The sequence below is a fragment of the Flavobacterium pectinovorum genome (assembly GCF_900142715.1).
Lineage (GTDB): Bacteria > Bacteroidota > Bacteroidia > Flavobacteriales > Flavobacteriaceae > Flavobacterium > Flavobacterium pectinovorum.
In genome coordinates, this window is record NZ_FRBX01000003.1 from 394,404 (window position 1) to 411,503 (window position 17,100).

At 33.9% G+C, this 17,100-nt stretch carries 13 protein-coding genes and 1 other RNA gene; 6 read left to right on the forward strand and 8 right to left on the reverse strand.

The features are described 5' to 3' along the window. Nucleotides 1-143 precede the first annotated feature (143 nt). On the forward strand, nucleotides 144-1,529 hold the full coding sequence (fumC, locus tag BUE22_RS12350; RefSeq protein ID WP_073395290.1) for a class II fumarate hydratase: 1,386 nt from the start codon (nucleotides 144-146) through the stop codon (nucleotides 1,527-1,529). Nucleotides 1,530-1,677: 148 nt separating this feature from the next. On the opposite strand, the gene BUE22_RS12355 is transcribed toward fumC, so the two are convergent. Beyond that, entirely contained in the window at nucleotides 1,678-2,880 is a 1,203-nt protein-coding gene (locus tag BUE22_RS12355) for an NAD(P)-dependent oxidoreductase (protein ID WP_073395291.1), read from the reverse strand. 239 nt (nucleotides 2,881-3,119) lie between these two features. On the opposite strand from BUE22_RS12355, the gene BUE22_RS12360 reads away from it, so the two are divergent. Then, the gene (locus BUE22_RS12360; protein ID WP_073395292.1) at nucleotides 3,120-4,322 is read left to right on the forward strand and encodes a serine hydrolase domain-containing protein; all 1,203 of its coding nucleotides are present in this window, start codon (nucleotides 3,120-3,122) and stop codon (nucleotides 4,320-4,322) included. Nucleotides 4,323-4,389: 67 nt separating this feature from the next. After that, nucleotides 4,390-4,785: a transfer-messenger RNA gene (gene ssrA, locus BUE22_RS12365) on the forward strand. Between the two features lie 271 nt (nucleotides 4,786-5,056). Here ssrA and BUE22_RS12370 read toward each other — a convergent pair. The 4 genes from BUE22_RS12370 to BUE22_RS12385 all read right to left on the reverse strand — a co-directional run bounded on the left by BUE22_RS12370 (nucleotide 5,057) and on the right by BUE22_RS12385 (nucleotide 8,361). Continuing rightward, the gene (locus BUE22_RS12370) at nucleotides 5,057-6,721 is read right to left on the reverse strand and encodes an arylsulfatase (RefSeq protein WP_073395293.1); all 1,665 of its coding nucleotides are present in this window, start codon (nucleotides 6,719-6,721) and stop codon (nucleotides 5,057-5,059) included. Nucleotides 6,722-7,100: 379 nt separating this feature from the next. After that, a complete protein-coding gene (locus tag BUE22_RS12375; protein WP_394332800.1) occupies nucleotides 7,101-7,241 on the reverse strand; it encodes a hypothetical protein in 141 nt (46 codons plus the stop codon). Nucleotides 7,242-7,356: 115 nt separating this feature from the next. After that, nucleotides 7,357-7,503 (reverse strand): TIGR04149 family rSAM-modified RiPP, encoded by a 147-nt coding sequence (locus tag BUE22_RS24070; RefSeq protein WP_124020524.1) that lies wholly within the window; start codon nucleotides 7,501-7,503, stop codon nucleotides 7,357-7,359. 201 nt (nucleotides 7,504-7,704) lie between these two features. Then, complete coding sequence (locus BUE22_RS12385; protein WP_073395294.1) at nucleotides 7,705-8,361, reverse strand: response regulator; 657 nt, start codon at nucleotides 8,359-8,361, stop codon at nucleotides 7,705-7,707. A 96-nt stretch (nucleotides 8,362-8,457) separates the two neighbouring features. Here BUE22_RS12385 and BUE22_RS12390 point away from each other — a divergent pair, with 96 nt between their 5' ends. The 3 genes from BUE22_RS12390 to BUE22_RS12400 all read left to right on the forward strand — a co-directional run bounded on the left by BUE22_RS12390 (nucleotide 8,458) and on the right by BUE22_RS12400 (nucleotide 11,786). Next, nucleotides 8,458-9,171, forward strand: coding sequence for a LytR/AlgR family response regulator transcription factor (locus BUE22_RS12390; RefSeq protein ID WP_073395295.1), 714 nt, complete (start codon nucleotides 8,458-8,460; stop codon nucleotides 9,169-9,171). A 325-nt stretch (nucleotides 9,172-9,496) separates the two neighbouring features. After that, on the forward strand, nucleotides 9,497-9,700 hold the full coding sequence (locus BUE22_RS12395) for a hypothetical protein (protein ID WP_042563139.1): 204 nt from the start codon (nucleotides 9,497-9,499) through the stop codon (nucleotides 9,698-9,700). 112 nt (nucleotides 9,701-9,812) lie between these two features. After that, nucleotides 9,813-11,786, forward strand: coding sequence for an ATP-binding protein (locus tag BUE22_RS12400; protein ID WP_073395296.1), 1,974 nt, complete (start codon nucleotides 9,813-9,815; stop codon nucleotides 11,784-11,786). Nucleotides 11,787-11,842: 56 nt separating this feature from the next. Here the strand turns inward: BUE22_RS12400 and katG are convergent, their stop codons facing one another. The 3 genes from katG to BUE22_RS12415 form a co-directional block, all read right to left on the reverse strand. Beyond that, nucleotides 11,843-14,107, reverse strand: a complete 2,265-nt coding sequence (gene katG / locus BUE22_RS12405) for a catalase/peroxidase HPI (RefSeq protein ID WP_073395297.1) — start codon at nucleotides 14,105-14,107, stop codon at nucleotides 11,843-11,845. 245 nt (nucleotides 14,108-14,352) lie between these two features. Beyond that, on the reverse strand, nucleotides 14,353-15,765 hold the full coding sequence (locus tag BUE22_RS12410) for a TolC family protein (protein WP_073395504.1): 1,413 nt from the start codon (nucleotides 15,763-15,765) through the stop codon (nucleotides 14,353-14,355). After that, nucleotides 15,746-17,098, reverse strand: a complete 1,353-nt coding sequence (locus BUE22_RS12415; RefSeq protein WP_042563141.1) for an HlyD family secretion protein — start codon at nucleotides 17,096-17,098, stop codon at nucleotides 15,746-15,748. The genes BUE22_RS12410 and BUE22_RS12415 overlap by 20 nt, the downstream gene beginning before the upstream one ends. Nucleotides 17,099-17,100: the final 2 nt, after the last annotated feature.

The window sequence follows — 17,100 nt, forward strand, 5'->3', positions numbered from 1 at the left end:
AGGGCTAGGGCAATCGTTTTCAAAAAAAATTAAACATGAAAATAAAAAATCCGTTTTAATCAGCGTTTTTACGAAGTAAATCAGCGTCATCCGCGTTCAATACACCACAACAAACAACAAACAATAATCATATATACAACAAAATGAAATACAGAATAGAAAAAGACACCATGGGTGAGGTACAGGTCCCAGCCGATAAATATTGGGGTGCACAAACAGAACGTTCCAGAAATAATTTCAAAATTGGTCCATCGGCATCTATGCCACAAGAAATCATAGAAGGTTTTGCATATCTTAAAAAAGCGGCCGCTTATGCCAATCATGATTTAGGTGTTTTGCCAATAGAAAAAAGAGATGCTATTGCAGCGGTTTGCGATGAAATTTTAGAAGGAAAATTAGACGATCAATTTCCTCTTGTAATTTGGCAGACCGGTTCAGGAACGCAAAGTAATATGAACGTAAATGAAGTAATTGCAAACCGTGCTCAGGTTCTTAAAGGTTTTGAAATTGGTGAAGGCGAACAATTTATAAAAGCAAACGATGATGTTAATAAATCGCAGTCATCAAACGATACTTTCCCAACCGGAATGCATATTGCAGCTTACAAAATGATTGTAGAAACTACAATTCCCGGGGTCGAAAAATTACACGCTACTTTATCCGCGAAAGCGAAAGAATTTAAGGATGTTGTAAAAATTGGACGTACGCACCTTATGGATGCAACACCTTTAACATTAGGACAGGAAATTTCAGGCTACGCTGCTCAATTGGCATTCGGATTAAAAGCTTTAAAAAACACTTTAGCCCATTTATCTGAAATTGCATTAGGCGGAACTGCCGTTGGAACCGGACTTAATACTCCAAAAGGTTACGACGTAAAAGTGGCCGAATATATTGCACAATTTACCAATCATCCTTTTGTAACTGCAGAGAATAAATTTGAAGCTTTGGCTGCTCACGATGCCATTGTTGAAACGCACGGTGCGCTAAAACAATTGGCTGTTTCTTTAAATAAAATCGCCAACGATGTTAGAATGCTGGCTTCTGGTCCACGTTCAGGAATTGGTGAAATTCATATTCCAGAGAACGAGCCCGGATCTTCTATCATGCCTGGAAAAGTGAATCCAACACAATGTGAAGCTTTAACTATGGTTTGTGCTCAGGTTATTGGAAATGATATGGCAATTGCCGTTGGCGGAATGCAGGGACATTATGAACTGAATGTTTTTAAACCTGTTATGGCTGCTAATTTCCTTCAATCTGCGCGATTATTAGGAGATGCTTGTGTTTCATTCGACGAACATTGCGCTCAGGGAATTGAGCCTAACTACAAACGCATCAAAGAATTAGTTGATAATTCATTAATGCTTGTTACGGCTTTAAATACTAAAATTGGTTATTATAAAGCGGCAGAAATCGCTCAAACCGCACACAAAAACGGAACTACACTAAAAGACGAAGCCGTTCGTTTGGGTTATGTAACTCCAGACGATTTTGACGCCTGGGTGAAACCGGAGGAGATGGTTTAGATTTTTTATTTAAAAAAGTTTCAAGTTTCAGGTTTCACGTTCTGGATCGCAGAACTAACTACAAACTATTTGAATAACAAAAAGCGGTATAAAACTTTAAAAGTTTTATACCGCTTTTTAACTTGAAACCTGAAACTTGAAACTTTTTTTACTTCCCGTCAACGTAGTCTTGTAAATAGGCAAATCTTGGCGTTAACTTTCCGTTTTCGGTAATTTTAGCACGCTTAAGAATTCCGTCTTTGTCTCCGTTAAAAAAGGCCGGAATAACATGTTCCATAAACTGTTCACCAAAACCTTCACTTGCATCTTTTGGAATTTCGCATGGCAAATTATCAACTGCCATAACCACAACCGCAGCAGGGTGAAAAACATCTACCTCTTTATCTTCTAAAGGAAAATAACCATATATAGGTTCTTCAATGGTCGAAGAACGCAGCGTACTGGCAATTGGTCCGTTTACGTCACAAGAAATATCTGCCACTACTTTTACTTTACAATCGCTGGCATTCAGCATTTCTTTGGTTAAAATCATCGGAGCGCCACTTGCGTGAAAATGACCTGCAAAATAAATATCTGAAACTTTAGTGAATTTTTCAAAATCAGAAACATAAGCTTCAGGATGCTCTACAAAATCATTAAAATCAAGAGCTTGACCATCAATTCGTTTGTTATATTCTAAAACATCCAGCTGAACATATACCGCTTGCGTATAGTTCTTTGTTAGATAATTTTCGACTGTGATTTCTTTTATTTTAATCGCATCCAGAATTTCTTTGGTCCCGGAACCTACTTTTCCTGTTCCGGTAACGACAAACTTCAAAGCTGGGATTGTAATACGCTTTAGATGTTTAATTAAATCATCTTTTCCGGCAAGAGTTTCCGCTTTTGGAAGCTTGAAAAGTTCAAATTTTATTCCGAAAGCACGAATTCCGTTATAAACACCAACCATTCCGGCATACTTTCCAAAACCTATTAAACGGCGATTATGCTCATCAACTATAGTTTCATGATCATACAAATCAATGTTTTTTTCTAAAATTGCTTTTAGTAGTTTCTGATTATAAGGTTGTTTCTTAATTGTGTGCGAAAAAAAGAAGTATGCTTTATTTGGAATTAAATTTTCAACCGGGACTTCTTTGACACCAAATAAAACATCACAATTTGATACATCATCTGTAATAGTAATCCCTAAACTTTTATATTGAATGTCGGAAAAAATTCTAATATCTGAGCTTTCTACCTCCACGGTAGCATCATGATAAAGCTGTTTTAATTTTGCAAGTTCACCCGGAGCAAATACTACACGTCTGTCTGGTGGGTTTTTTCTTTCTTTTATAATTCCAAATTTCATTTATATAAGATTAAGATAAGTATTAATATAACTTTTTAGATTCAATTTGTTTCAAATATAACAAAATAAGTTAAAATTTTGTTGATTTTTTCTGATTTCAAACATTTTTATAACGCTAACCACTGATGCACAATCGACTAACAAAAAAAGAAGTTAAGATAATGTTAAAAAAAGTTTCTTCAGAGGATGAAAAAACAAAAACATAATTATTGAATTCTATATATTTGTTTTAAAGAATGATGAAAATGAGCCTCCTTAAAAAAACAAATATACCACAAATACTTTTCCTAATTTTAGTTTTCGCTTCATGCGGAAAAGAAAAAGCCACGACACAAAAACCAACTGTCACAGTAGAAGATACATTACCTAAAATGAAACCGGCCGGTCCTGAAAAAAGACTTCCGGCAAATTATGTAAACTCAGTTACAGGAAGAATAAATCATTTTTACAATAAAAACTGGCCTAATAATAGCATGAACGGAAGTTTTCTGGTAGCGAGAAATGGTCAGATTATTTTTGAAAGATATAACGGATTTGCCAATAAAAACGAAGGAACAAAAATTACAGCAGAAACATCTGTACAGATTGCTTCTGTAAGTAAAGTATTGACTGCTACGGCTGTTCTAAAACTTGTAAATGCAGGTAAAATTGATTTGGACCAAAAAGTAAATACAATTTTAAAAACATTTCCCTACGAAAATTGTACCATTAGAATGTTATTATCCCATAGAACCGGGATGCGAAACTATGCGTATTTTACAGATCATGATAAATCAGTTTGGGACAGACATAATCAATTAACTAATCAGGATATTCTTGATATCCTGGCAACTAAAAACATTGGTCTGGAAGCACCAACGGGAACTCGTTTTAGCTATTGCAATACTAATTATGCCATGCTGGCTCTTATTATTGAAAAAGTTACAGGTTTAAAATATAAAGAAGCAATGTCTGAAATGATTTTTAAACCATTAGGAATGACACATACGTACGTTTTTGACGATGACAAGGATCGAAAAAACATTGTACCTTCTTATAAAGGGAATGGCGTAGAAATTGGTTTTGATTATCTGGATAATGTATATGGAGATAAAAATATATTTTCTACTGTAAGAGATCTTTTAAAATTTGACAGAGCAAGAAATGCACCTGGTTTTTTAAAACCTGAATTACTAAAAGAAGTTTATACAGGTTATAGTAATGAACGCAAAGGAACAAAAAATTACGGTCTTGGAATCAGAATGATCAATTGGGATTCGGGACAAAATTATTATTTCCATAATGGCTGGTGGCACGGAAATACCTCATCTTATGTTCCGTTGATGAAAGAAAATGTAACCATTATTGCGCTTTCAAACAAAATGACCAGAAAGACGTATGCAGTTCGTAAACTGGCACCAATTTTTGGCGATTATCCGTTTGTTTTTAAAGATGAAGAATAATAAAAATTTTAAGTGAAATTTATTATTTATCTAACGTCAAAAAGTATAAATTTGCAAACTCATTTTTGGGGTCGACTGGTTTTGACAGCAAGTCGAATTGGAAAGTAAGCACGTCGAGCATTGAGACCTTGCTCGTAAATATAAGATCTTACACTTTTACACGGCGAAAATAACTACGCTTTAGCTGCATAATCTGAATTATAGTAAGATTAGCCACGTCCCTATCAGATAGGGAAGCTGGATTCTCCTTGAAAGCCTTGGTTTGTGGCGGTCAGTACAGGGGAACCGTAAAAATAAACCTAGATTTCCATGAGCTTCGGGTGGATATCGAAATTAAGAAGATAAGTGTTGAGTGGTTGTTCCTGACCTAGCTTAACATCGAAAATCCAATCAGGAAATAAACGTGTAGAAAGCTCTTTAGTTGCTTGTTTGGACCCGGGTTCGATTCCCGGCGACTCCACAAAAAAGCCTGTAAACTTATTGTTTACAGGCTTTTTGTTTTTTAGTTGACAATTTAGTTGATGTTTTTATTGTTAATAAAAATTATAAAAACAATTCGAGAACTCTCTCTTACAAATTAAAAACATCTCTTTACAGTATTAATCAGTAGAAACTATCTTTCAATACAAAAATATGCATTAAGTTAATTTCACTTCCAGAAGTTAAATTTTCAGCAATGAGTTAACTAAAATTGATTTGAGGTACATTCAAAATACAAATCAAATCAAGATAATTTATTTTTTTAAAGCCATTTGTTGTGTATGGATCATTTTAATTTGATCTTTTACTCTTTCGCTTATAGCATTAATCGAGAAACTTGCAGGATCCTGACTTGGAGGATAACTAACAAACGATTCTAAAAATACGGCTCCTTTTTGAATTCCTTCTGCTACTATAAACATTTTAGTTCCCCACCATTTTTCATAGACGAAAGAGGTAATATCAGCTCTCTCGTAGGGATCTTGGCGTAGATTAAACAATTTTGGAACACGAAGCGGAGTAAACGGATTTGCCCATATCCCAAAACCACCTTGCGTCCTTTGTTCTTGAAAAACGATTTTCCAATCTCCCATTCTCATTGAAACTAATTCAGCATCGTCATTAAAATAATAAAACTCATTTCTTGCAGATTTTGGCTGTTGTCCTGTAAGATATGGCAGCTGATTAAAACCATCTAAATGCACTTTGAAGTTAGTACCCTGTGATTTATAGCTCGTTAAAAGTTTTTCTTTTATTGTTGGTTCTCCCGCAGCAGCAAGTACTGTTGGAAACCAATCTAGTCCTGAAACTATTTCATTGGAAGTTTTTCCGGCAGGAATATGACCTGACCAACGCACAAAGGCAGGTACACGGAAAGCGCCTTCCCAATTAGAATCTTTCTCACTTCTAAATGGAGACATCGCCGCATCTGGCCAGCTGAACATGTTTGGTCCATTATCTGTCGTATAAATAACAATTGTATTGTCTGCAATTCCTAAATCATCTAAAGCTTTCAATATTAGACCTACATCCCCATCATGTTCGAGCATACCATCGGCATATTCGTTATCAGGCATACCGCTTTTTCCTCGAAGAGATTCTCTAACATGGGTAAAGGCATGCATACGCGTTGCATTCATCCAGCAGAAGAATGGTTTTCCGTCGGCATTTTGTCTTTTAATAAAATCGATCGCTGCTCCAAAAGTTTCATCATCAATTGTCTCCATTCGTTTTTTAGTCAGAGGCCCTGAATCTTCGATAATTTGTTTACCAACTCTTCCAAAGCGTGGATCAACTGTTGGATCATCTTTATCTGTTGCTCTGCATTTCAATACTCCTCTTACCATGTATGACTTTACAAAAGCTGAATCTTTATATGGATAACTTGGATCTTCTGGTTCTTCTTCTGCATTCAAATGATAAAGATTTCCAAAAAATTCATCAAATCCATGAACTGTTGGCAAATATTTGTTCAAATCACCCAAATGGTTTTTTCCGAATTGCCCTGTAGCATATCCCAGAGGCTTGAGTGCCTGAGCGATAGTAATATCTCGTGCCTGTAAGCCAATGGGTGCACCTGGCATACCTACTTTCGATAATCCTGTACGATAACAGCTTTGTCCGGTAATAAGAGTAGACCTACCCGCCGTACAGCTGTTTTCTGCATAATAATCATTAAACATTATTCCTTCTTTTGCCAAGCGGTCAATATTAGGAGTTTCATATCCCATCAAACCATGGGTATAGGCACTTATATTTGACTGCCCAATATCATCACCGAATATTATTAAAATATTTGGTTTCTTAGTGGTTTGTGCATTGGTATTTTGAAAAGGAATAAATACTGTTGTTACCACAATAATTACTATTACAGTACTTTTAGCAAATTTACTTAATAGCTCTTGGAAATTAGTTCGCATAATTACAGCTTTATAGTTGTTTTATAAATTTAAATTGCTACTTATTATATAATAGGCAATCTAAAATTACGATTAACTATTGTCCAAAATTTTAGGACTTTGTTGCATATTATAATTTGAAACCAATTCAATTTCAAATATATAATGCTATAAAAGAATTACAAATGTCAAATTTGCCTATTATTTCAATTACCATCATTCTGAATTGTGGCAAAATCATGGCACACCCCGCTTTTAAAACTAGGAATGTAGAAAATAGAAAGCTTCACATATTTAGGTTCGATTGTAATCCCATCAAGTCCACAAAAAAGCCTGTAAACTCAATGTTTACAGGCTTTTTGTTTTTAAATAAGTTTTAAAAGTTTAGCAGTGTGCATGTTTATGTTCTAAAAATATCACGAAACTGATATAACAATCTTTCTGCTAATCTTAAATCTTCGGTAATAATCTCTGCGGTTCCTGACATTTCCTGCTGAAACGGAATGGCTTTATGATATGAAGTTTCAAGCTTTTTTGGCAAAACTACATCAATCCATAATTATTTTTTCATTCTATTTTCTAAATTAAAATATGATTCTAATAGATTAAGGCTGAAATAAATCAGCCTTAATCATCAAATATTGCATTTTAGCAGATTAGCATCTACCAACGCAATCTGAAACTGATCCAGATTGACCGTCGTAAGATCCGTTACAATAACAAGAAAATGACCCCCCGGAAATTATTCTCATTTCGTCTCTGTTAAATGCATTTTTAACATCTTTTAGGCTTATTTTTTTTATCTAAGGTTTTTTTGATGATTAATAAATAGTTAAAAACTATCTCAAATCTCAGAAATTAATCCAAAGTGCACATTCCTTTCGTTAATTTTAAATAACTCTTACCAAACTTATAAAGAAGAAATGGAATGCTGACATATCGCAAACAACCTTTAACAAAGAAGGTTATTTATAAGTAAAATATGTTAAAATCGTGAAGTGGACTTAAATAAATCCTTGTTTTATTGCTTCTTTCACTAATCCGGAATCATCAGTTACGTCAAAGACTTTTTTCATGCGGAGAATACGTTTTTGAATAGCGCTTGTTGTCAAACAAATAACACCATCAAGTTCTTTTATTTTAAAGCCTTTGGATAAATAAAATATAATCTGACGGTTGTAATCTTCGACCATCAATTCTTTTTTCCAAATTTCATTGATACATTTTTTTGCGGTCGGGCTTTGATATTGTTTGCCTTGCATTACGTCTGATACTGCTTCCTGCAATTTCTCCGGAGTGATATCATTTTTTATAATTAAACCTTCCGGGCGGACTTTTTTTGCAATATCGTAAACGATAATTATCTCGGTATGTGCCGTAATCATAATAGTTTTGCAGTTTGGCATAACTTCTTTAATGTACAAAACTAAATTACTGCCCGAAAAGATAGATTTTTCTTCATAAGCAGGTAATCCTTTATCAACTATGGCGATGTCAAAAGATTGTTTTGCAGCGATACTTTTGGTAATAGCAAAATAAGCTTCTTCACAGTTATGAGCTTTTGTGAAATGTGGTTTATTTGAGGCAAAAGAATCCCCTGCAAGTGCATTAATATAGCCCTCTACAGTCATCGGATGATCATCTACTACAAGTATATTCATTAATTAAAATTTAACTTTAACAAAATAGGCAGTTTTTCTGCAACAGTGAAAATTTAAACTTTTCTAGATTGCGCTTTCTTATTATTAGTATAATTTATGCGGTTTTCCTTTCTTATTATTGATGACAATGCCTCCAATGCTAAAAAAACCTTAGAACTTTTTGAGAATTTTCCTAATTATTTTTGTGCCGGTGTAGCCAAAGATAATGAAATGGCAATAAACCAAATCATAAAACTAAAACCACAATTGGTAATTGTACAGATTCCTGCAAAAGCTGAAGAGCGAACTGTACTTTTTAAAACCATTGCAGAATTATTTCAATATGTAGAATCCCTACCTTATTTTGTTGCTTTGGCAGAATCATCAAATTACGCGTTTGAAGCAATACAATCCGGATTTTCTGATTATATCGTAGAGTCATTACAGTTGCATGACTTAGGAAAATTGCTGTTTAAATTTGAAAAGAAAACCCCTGTACACCTTGCAACAAGTATTTGCATTAAATCTTATAGTGATTATCATTTTGTGGCGCTGCAAAATGTAACTTATTTAAAAGCAGACAATAACACAACTGATATTCAAATGGATAACGGAAAAACGGTTAATGCCTATAAAACTTTAAAACATTTTGAAAGTACATTGCCCTTTTACTTTCTACGAATTCATAAAAGCTATATCGTAAACATTAATCATGTTTCCAGAATACATTTCAGCAAATCAAAATGCTACCTAAATTACAACGAAATACTCCCTTTTTCACTTACTTATAAAGATAATGTCGATTCTATAATCAGAAAAATAAACATTTAGAAGATACCGCTTCCTCTATCTAAAAACGAATAAAATAGTCCTTTTATTTTAAATGATCCCTTTCACCACTTCGATTATGCCTTAAACTATTGTAATCAACAGGGTCACTATAAGCAAGGCAAAAACTAAATATCAAACCTCTTTTTTCCTGTTTATTTGCCATTATAATCAACCAAAATAATTATTGAAAGTGGGGAAAATGTTGCTTTTAAGTAATGTCATTTTCAATAATTAGAATTGTCACTTCCCGGCTTTTCAAAAAGGTAATTCCGAAAGGAAGACTGCCCCAGATATTATTTACTAATTATTTAATTCATTACTTTTTATGAAAAAGCTATTATTTGCTATTGGCTCTATTGCGGCTATGATTGTCATTTCTTCTTGCTCTACTGACAATTTGGAAGAGGGGAAAACAGAAAATTTAATAAACAAGAACCAAATTTTGCCATCGGTAACTACTGACAGTTTAAATAGTACAACTCCTCAAAATCTACTTGAGATATCTGATAAAGATAAAAATCAAGGGTAATATTTTTATAATAACCAGATAATGTTTCTAATTATCTGGTTATTAATATCTATTTTTGGGTAAACTTTTTCCGAAGACATTGAAGATAAAATCTAAAATATTCTTGTTGTTGTTGTTTTTAATTATAGCATGCCACAAAAAAAATCATTCCAGCAAATTTAAAAAAGCAGTAATTGAAGCTTTAAAAAATACTGATTCAGAAACATTTAAAAATGATAGTAAAGAAAAAATAGTAGATACTATTTATAATTATTTATCAAAATATGAAAATGATTCTGTTACCAGAAATCTGTATTTTAAAGTTGCCAGCAAGTATTACAATATTGGCCAATATGAAAAATTTTTAACTGCTGTTAAAAAAGTTTACAATCTTGGACTAAAACAGGATGATACTACTCATATTGCAAAAGCACTCTATTTTTTTGGCGATTATTATGAACAAAAATCGCAATTAGATAGTGCTTTTAGTTATTATTCGCAGTCTGAAAGACTATACAAAATAAAAAATGACACTTTAAATTCAGGAAGAACACAATTATACAAAGCCGGAATTTTATTTGATGCCGGAATTTTTTCTGAAAGTGAAATTGAAGCTGTAAGCGCTTTAAGGCTTCTTTCGAAAACTACCAATACACGATTAATCTATGAATCTTATGTTTTGTTGGCTATTTCATTGAATGAAGTTAATGACTGCTCTAATTCATTACGATATTTCAACCTCGCTCTAAAGCAATTAAATCAGCTTGAAAAAGAAAATTATCCAAAGGAAAAAATTATTAAATCGAGAATTTCCTGCTGCAATAATATGGGCCGGATTTATGAAAAACTAAACAATCATAAAAAAGCAATACAATTATATAATACTGCTTTACAAATCAAGGATTTAAAACAAAATTATCCAAAATCGTATGCAATGCTGCTGGATAATCTTGGGCATTCTCAAATGAAAACAGGAAATTATACGAATGTATATCAACTGTTGAGCGAATCGTTAAGAGTAAGCGATAGTCTTGATATAAAACCCATTATGATATCTAATAAAATTAATATTGGGCAATATTTTCTATTTAAAAAAGATACTGTAAAAGCGTTAAATTATATTAAGCAAGGATTTGAATTATCCCAAAAAATAAAATCTAATGAATTAACTATTCAATCTTTAAAATTGTTGATGGAGAATGACTTCAAAAACAAGACGTTTTATACAAATCAGTATTTAAAAATTGATGACAGCCTGCAAAAAGTAGAAAGAATAACAAAAAATCAATTTGCAAGAATTGCTTTTGAAACAGATCAGGTTGAAGAAAAAAATGAAATTTTATCTAAAAGAAACAGCTATATTATTATTGGTTTTGGCATTGTAATTCTTTTTTCATTTGTGTTTTTTATAATATATCGCTTGAAATCAAAAAATAAAGAACTGTTTTATATTAAAGAACAACAGGAAGCAAATGAAAAGATATACCAGTTGATGTTACAGCAGCAATCTGAAACAGAATTGGCCCGCAATGAGGAACGAAATCGTATTGCAATGGAATTACATGATGGCATTGTGAATAGTGTTTTTACTACCCGATTCAATCTTATTCAACTAGATTCAATTCAAACAGATAAAAAAGAGCTATTGGTTAAGGAACTTGAAAAAACAGAGAATGAAATAAGGCGAGTTTCGCATAATTTAACACAAAACCTGCTTTTTGAAGATAAGAGTTTTCCCGAAATAGTGACAAACCTTGTTGAATCTCAAAAAAATCAGTTTAACACAAAGTTTGATGTATCGGTAGATAAATATATAGATTGGTTTTCTGTATCAAGCATAAACAAAATACATATTTACCGCATTATTCAGGAAGCTTTGCAAAACATCAATAAATATTCGAATGCCGAAAGATGTTATATAATGCTATTAAAAACCGGAGATAAAATTACGATTCGGATTTGGGATAACGGAAATGGATTTAATATCGAAAAAGTAAAATATGGTATTGGATTAAAAAATATTGAGGAGAGAACCACTGCATTAGAAGGAAAATTAAAAATAATATCTGACATAGGAAACGGAACTACGATAGAAGTGTTTTTTTAAGATAAAAACAAAAAGAGGAGATATGAATCTCCTCTTTTTTTGATGTTTAACAACGTTTATTTTGCTAAATCAAACCTGTCTAAATTCATTACTTTATTCCATATTGCAACAAAGTCGTTTACAAATTTTTCCTGAGCATCAGCACTTGCGTATACTTCTGCTATTGCTCTTAATTCTGAATTAGATCCAAAAACAAGATCTGCACGAGTTCCAATCCATTTTGGCTGACCTGTATTACGATCGTTTCCTGCATAAAGTTCTTTATCATTTGATACTGCTTTCCATTGGGTATTCATATCAAGCAAGTTTATAAAGAAATCATTAGTTAACTGACCCGGACGATGTGTAAAAACTCCATTCTTACTTCCATCTGTATTAATATCCAACACACGTAAACCTCCTAAAAGCACAGTCAATTCTGGTGGTGTAAGTGTTAATAAATTTGCTTTATCAATAAGAAGCTCTTCTGTAGAAACTGTTGATCTTGTTTTTCTGTAATTTCTAAAACCGTCTGCTTTAGGTTCTAAATATCCAAATGATTCAACATCTGTTTGTTCCTGAGACGCATCCATACGACCTGGTGTAAAAGGCACTCTAACTGTATTTCCTGTTGCTTTTTCTACACCGGCGCAACCTGCCAAAACGATTAAATCGGCTAGTGAAACTTTTTTGTTTACTTGCGCTGCATCAAATTCTGCTTTAATACCTTCAAGTTTGTCCAAAACCTGTTTTAGTTGTGCAGGATTATTTACTTGCCAGTCTTTTTGCGGAGCCAGTTTTATACGCCCACCGTTTGCACCTCCACGTTTATCTGATCCTCTAAAGGTAGATGCCGAAGCCCACGCAGTCGAAACCAATTGAGATGTGCTTAATCCTGTATTTACTATTTTTTGTTTTAATTGAGCAATATCATTTTCATCAATTAAGGTATGGTTTACTTCTGGAATAGGATCTTGCCATAACAATTCTTCCTGCGGAACTTCAGGTCCTAAATAACGTTCGCGAGGTCCCATATCTCTGTGTGTTAGCTTAAACCATGCGCGTGCAAAAGCGTCTGCAAATTCATCAGGATTTTCAAGAAAACGACGTGATATTTTTTCATAAGCAGGATCTAATCTTAATGATAAATCGGTAGTAAGCATTGTTGGCAAATGTTTTTTACTACTGTCAAAAGCATCCGGAATAATCGCTTCTGCATTTTTTGCTACCCATTGATGCGCGCCGGCAGGACTTTTAGAAAGCTCCCATTCAAAACCAAATAAATTTTCGAAGAAATTATTACTCCATTGCGTTGGAGTTTTTGTCCACGTAACTTCTAATCCACTTGTAATTGCATCGGCGCCTTTTCCGGAACCAAAACTATTTTGCCAGCCAAATCCCTGTAATTCAAGACCTGATGCCTCAGGCTCTTTCCCTACGTGATCAGAAGAAGCTGCACCGTGGGTTTTTCCAAATGTATGTCCTCCGGCAATTAATGCTACAGTTTCTTCATCATCCATCGCCATACGACTAAAAGTGTCTCTAATATCTTTGGCTGCAGCGATTGGATCAGGATTTCCGTCAGGGCCTTCAGGGTTTACATATATAAGTCCCATTTGTACAGCAGCAAGAGGATTTTCTAAATTTCTGGAGTGAACATGACCATCTGCATCATCATCAGAAGATACAACGCCATGATCTTTTGGTACTCCTTCAGAACCATCACTATAACGTTCATCTCCGCCTAGCCATGTAGTTTCCGAACCCCAATAAACAGCTTCATCCGGTTCCCATACATCAGCGCGTCCTCCCGCAAAACCGAAAGTTTTAAAGCCCATAGATTCTAAAGCTACATTTCCGGTTAATATCATTAAATCTGCCCATGAAATTTTTTGTCCGTATTTCTGTTTAATAGGCCATAAAAGTCTTCTTGCTTTATCAAGACTTACGTTATCCGGCCAACTATTTAGAGGAGCAAAACGTTGTTGCCCTGCACCTGCTCCACCGCGGCCATCCTGCACACGATAAGTTCCTGCGCTATGCCATGCCATTCGAATGAATAAACCTCCGTAATGACCAAAGTCTGCCGGCCACCAATCTTGCGAATCTGTCATAAGTGCATGCAAATCTTTTTTTACTGCTTCAAGATCAAGACTTTTAAATGCTTCTGCATAATTGAAGTCTTTATTCATAGGATCTGAAAGTGGCGAATGCTGTCGCAGGATACTTACCTTTAACTGATTGGGCCACCAGTCACGGTTTTTTGTGCCTGTTGCAGCTGCATTATCCATACTGCCATTATGAAAAGGGCACTTACTGATGTCATTTGATTGATTTTCCATGATTTACAAATTTTTTATTTTTTTTGTTTTTGTATAATTTTCGATACTACTAATTTACAAACAAAATAAAAAGGATGTATGCGTTATGAATATTATATCAATCTACTTTGATAGATAAAATCTATTGTTGTGGTTTTAATTGGTTTGTTACTTAAGATTTTTACCTATAAATGAGTTATATAAAAAAACCTGCAAATAAAAAATTTACAGGTTTCTCTTTAAACAATTAACTATTAAAAAATAAATTAATCCGGATTTGCCAATATCTTATACAACTCGGCATTTGAAATATAAAACTGGTTTTCAATACCAATTTGAGACAGTTTTGCACTCACCAAATTATTCTCTCTAGAATTGATCAGGAAAATGGAGCTTTCACCAAATGAAAATAATTTCTCTTCAGAGTTTAGCATTGTCAAATAATCTTTTACCAGACTGTCAATAACTTCTTTTTGCTTTTTTAAAGATGTAATTTCAGTTTGCTGCGCTTTTATTTTGTTTTTAAGTTCTAGTCTTTGCTGATCGATATCAAACTTTAGATCCTGTATTTTTAGTTTAGCCAATTTTAAGCTTCCGCGTTCTTTTCTCAAAAAAATCGGAATGCTGAAATCGATATTAAATTTGTAATCATCGGCATTAAAAGAATCAAAATAAACAGGTTCAGAAATGTAATTGTAGCCTACATTAACCTTTGGCAAAAGCGAATTTGCTTTCAATTTTCTGTTGATTTCCAATATGGATAATTTAGTCTCTAAAGCTTGTATTTTAGGATGTGATTCCAATGTTTCAACATTTACCATCATTGCATCTGTTTTTAGCGTTTCTTCAACAGTTTCAATTAAGTTTTGTTCCGGTTTTACATGATCTTCCAATTCTACCGGAACATTTTCAATCCATAAATAATTTGAAAGATTAAGTCTGGCTTTTGCCAATTTCAAGTTTCCGTTTTCAACATTCAATTGCCTGTTTCGTACAGTAATTTTAGCTTCGACACTATCAATTGCGGGAGAATCACCAAGTTCGATCAGTTTTTTTACGCCTTCAAAACGGGTACTTGCAAAGCCCAGATAATTTTTATAAAGCTCGGCTTCGTTAAAGCTTTTCCTCCATTCAAAATAAGCCTCACTTGCTTTGTATAAAACAGCTATCGCTTTTAATTTTCGTTCGGCATCGCTTAATTTTATCTGTAGTTTACCTTCTCTTACATCGGCCATACGCTGGTTGATGAACATTCCCTGCCCTAGAGCCACACTAATTCCAAGAGAAGTTAATCCGGCATCCGGTGTACGATTTTGCGGGTTGTAATATTGCCCGTCTGTATCATCAAATCCGGCTTTAACTTCAATTCCGTACCAAGTTGGAATTTTGAAACTGCTGTTTAAAAGCGAATAATATTCTGTTCCTTTAAATTCTTTTTTATTGTAATCTATTTCAATCTTTGGATCAAAACCACCACGCGCCACCATAAGTTTTGCCTGCGCATTACTTACTTCAAGATTGGCTTGTTTTACCAGCGGGTGGTATTTTTTTACGTATCCTAAAAATTCGCTGTAGCTTAGTTCTTCTTTGTTAAAATCCTGACTGTATGAATGTAAAAAACCAAGGAAAAACAAAAAAGAAAACACAACGTATCTTATTTTATTTTTTCTCTTTTCCATTTGCTGCTTTTTCATCTGACTTATAATAATTTGGCGGAAAACCATTTAGGTTACGCCATATTTCATACCATACAGAAACTGTTTCTAATAAGGCGATACTTTGTGCCCCGGCTCCAATACTCAATTCTTTTGGCCATTTTTGATCTTTACCATCTGGAGAAATAAGCACTCTGTATTTTCCGTTGGCACTTATAAAGTTTTCAATCGCTACAATTCTTCCTCCAAAAGTTCCATAAGATAAACCCGGCCAGCCCGAAAATACAATTCTTGGCCATCCATCAAACCAAACTCTAACTTTTGCACCACGATGCACCAACGGAAGATCGATAGGATCTACATAAGTTTCTACCGCAATATCATAGCTTGATGGCATAATACTTACAACCGGAGTTCCTTCTTTAATTGTTTCCCCAAGACCCGCCAATAAAGCACGATTTACGTAACCGCTTTGCGGAGCCGTAATATAATACATGCCGTTTCTTAAACTATAGTTTACATATTGATTTTGCAGTTTATTGACCTGGGCTTTAGTATCATATTGCGTACTTAAAGCAGTAAACTTATCGCTTTTTGATTTCGAAATTTTCTCAGCATATTCGGCTGTAATTCTATTTATTTCGACTTTTGCATTGATCAGTTCGTTTTTACTGCTCAACAATTTATTTTGCTGCGTAATGATATACGCTTCAGATTCCTGAAGTTTTAATCTTTTTTGTTCGACATCTGTAAGTGGTTTTAAACCTTCTTTGTTAAGTGCTGTCGAACGATTAAATTGAGTAGTAGCGATTCTTAATTGCGTTTTTACGGCCTCAAGATCCATACTGTCACTTTTAATTTTTAAGTGCGCCTGTTTTATTTTATTCTGAGCCTGTTGTAGTTTTAATTCTCTTTCTGTATTAAGCGACTGTGCCTGAACATCAAGTGAGTTTACTTTATCACCATACGATTCTACTGCCATTTTTTTGGCATCAACCTGATCTTTTGTATTTCCAACCAAATTTGGATCTAAATAATCTTCTTTGGTTTCAGAAATAAACAAAATCGTATCTCCTTTTTTTACATAATCACCTTCCTGAACGTACCATTTTTCGATTCTTCCGGCAATGGCATTATGGACGGTCTGAGGTCTTTGATCCGGTTTTAAAGTTGTAACTGAACCGCTTCCTGAAATATTCTGAGTCCACGGTAGAAAAAGACAGGCAACAGCAAATAGTAAAAAACCAACTATTACCCTGTTTAAAATTTTATAATGTGGTCTGCGGGCAACGCTGGTAATAGAAGCGTATTGTCCCGGAGTTATGAGTATATTATTATCTTTAGATATATTGAGCATGA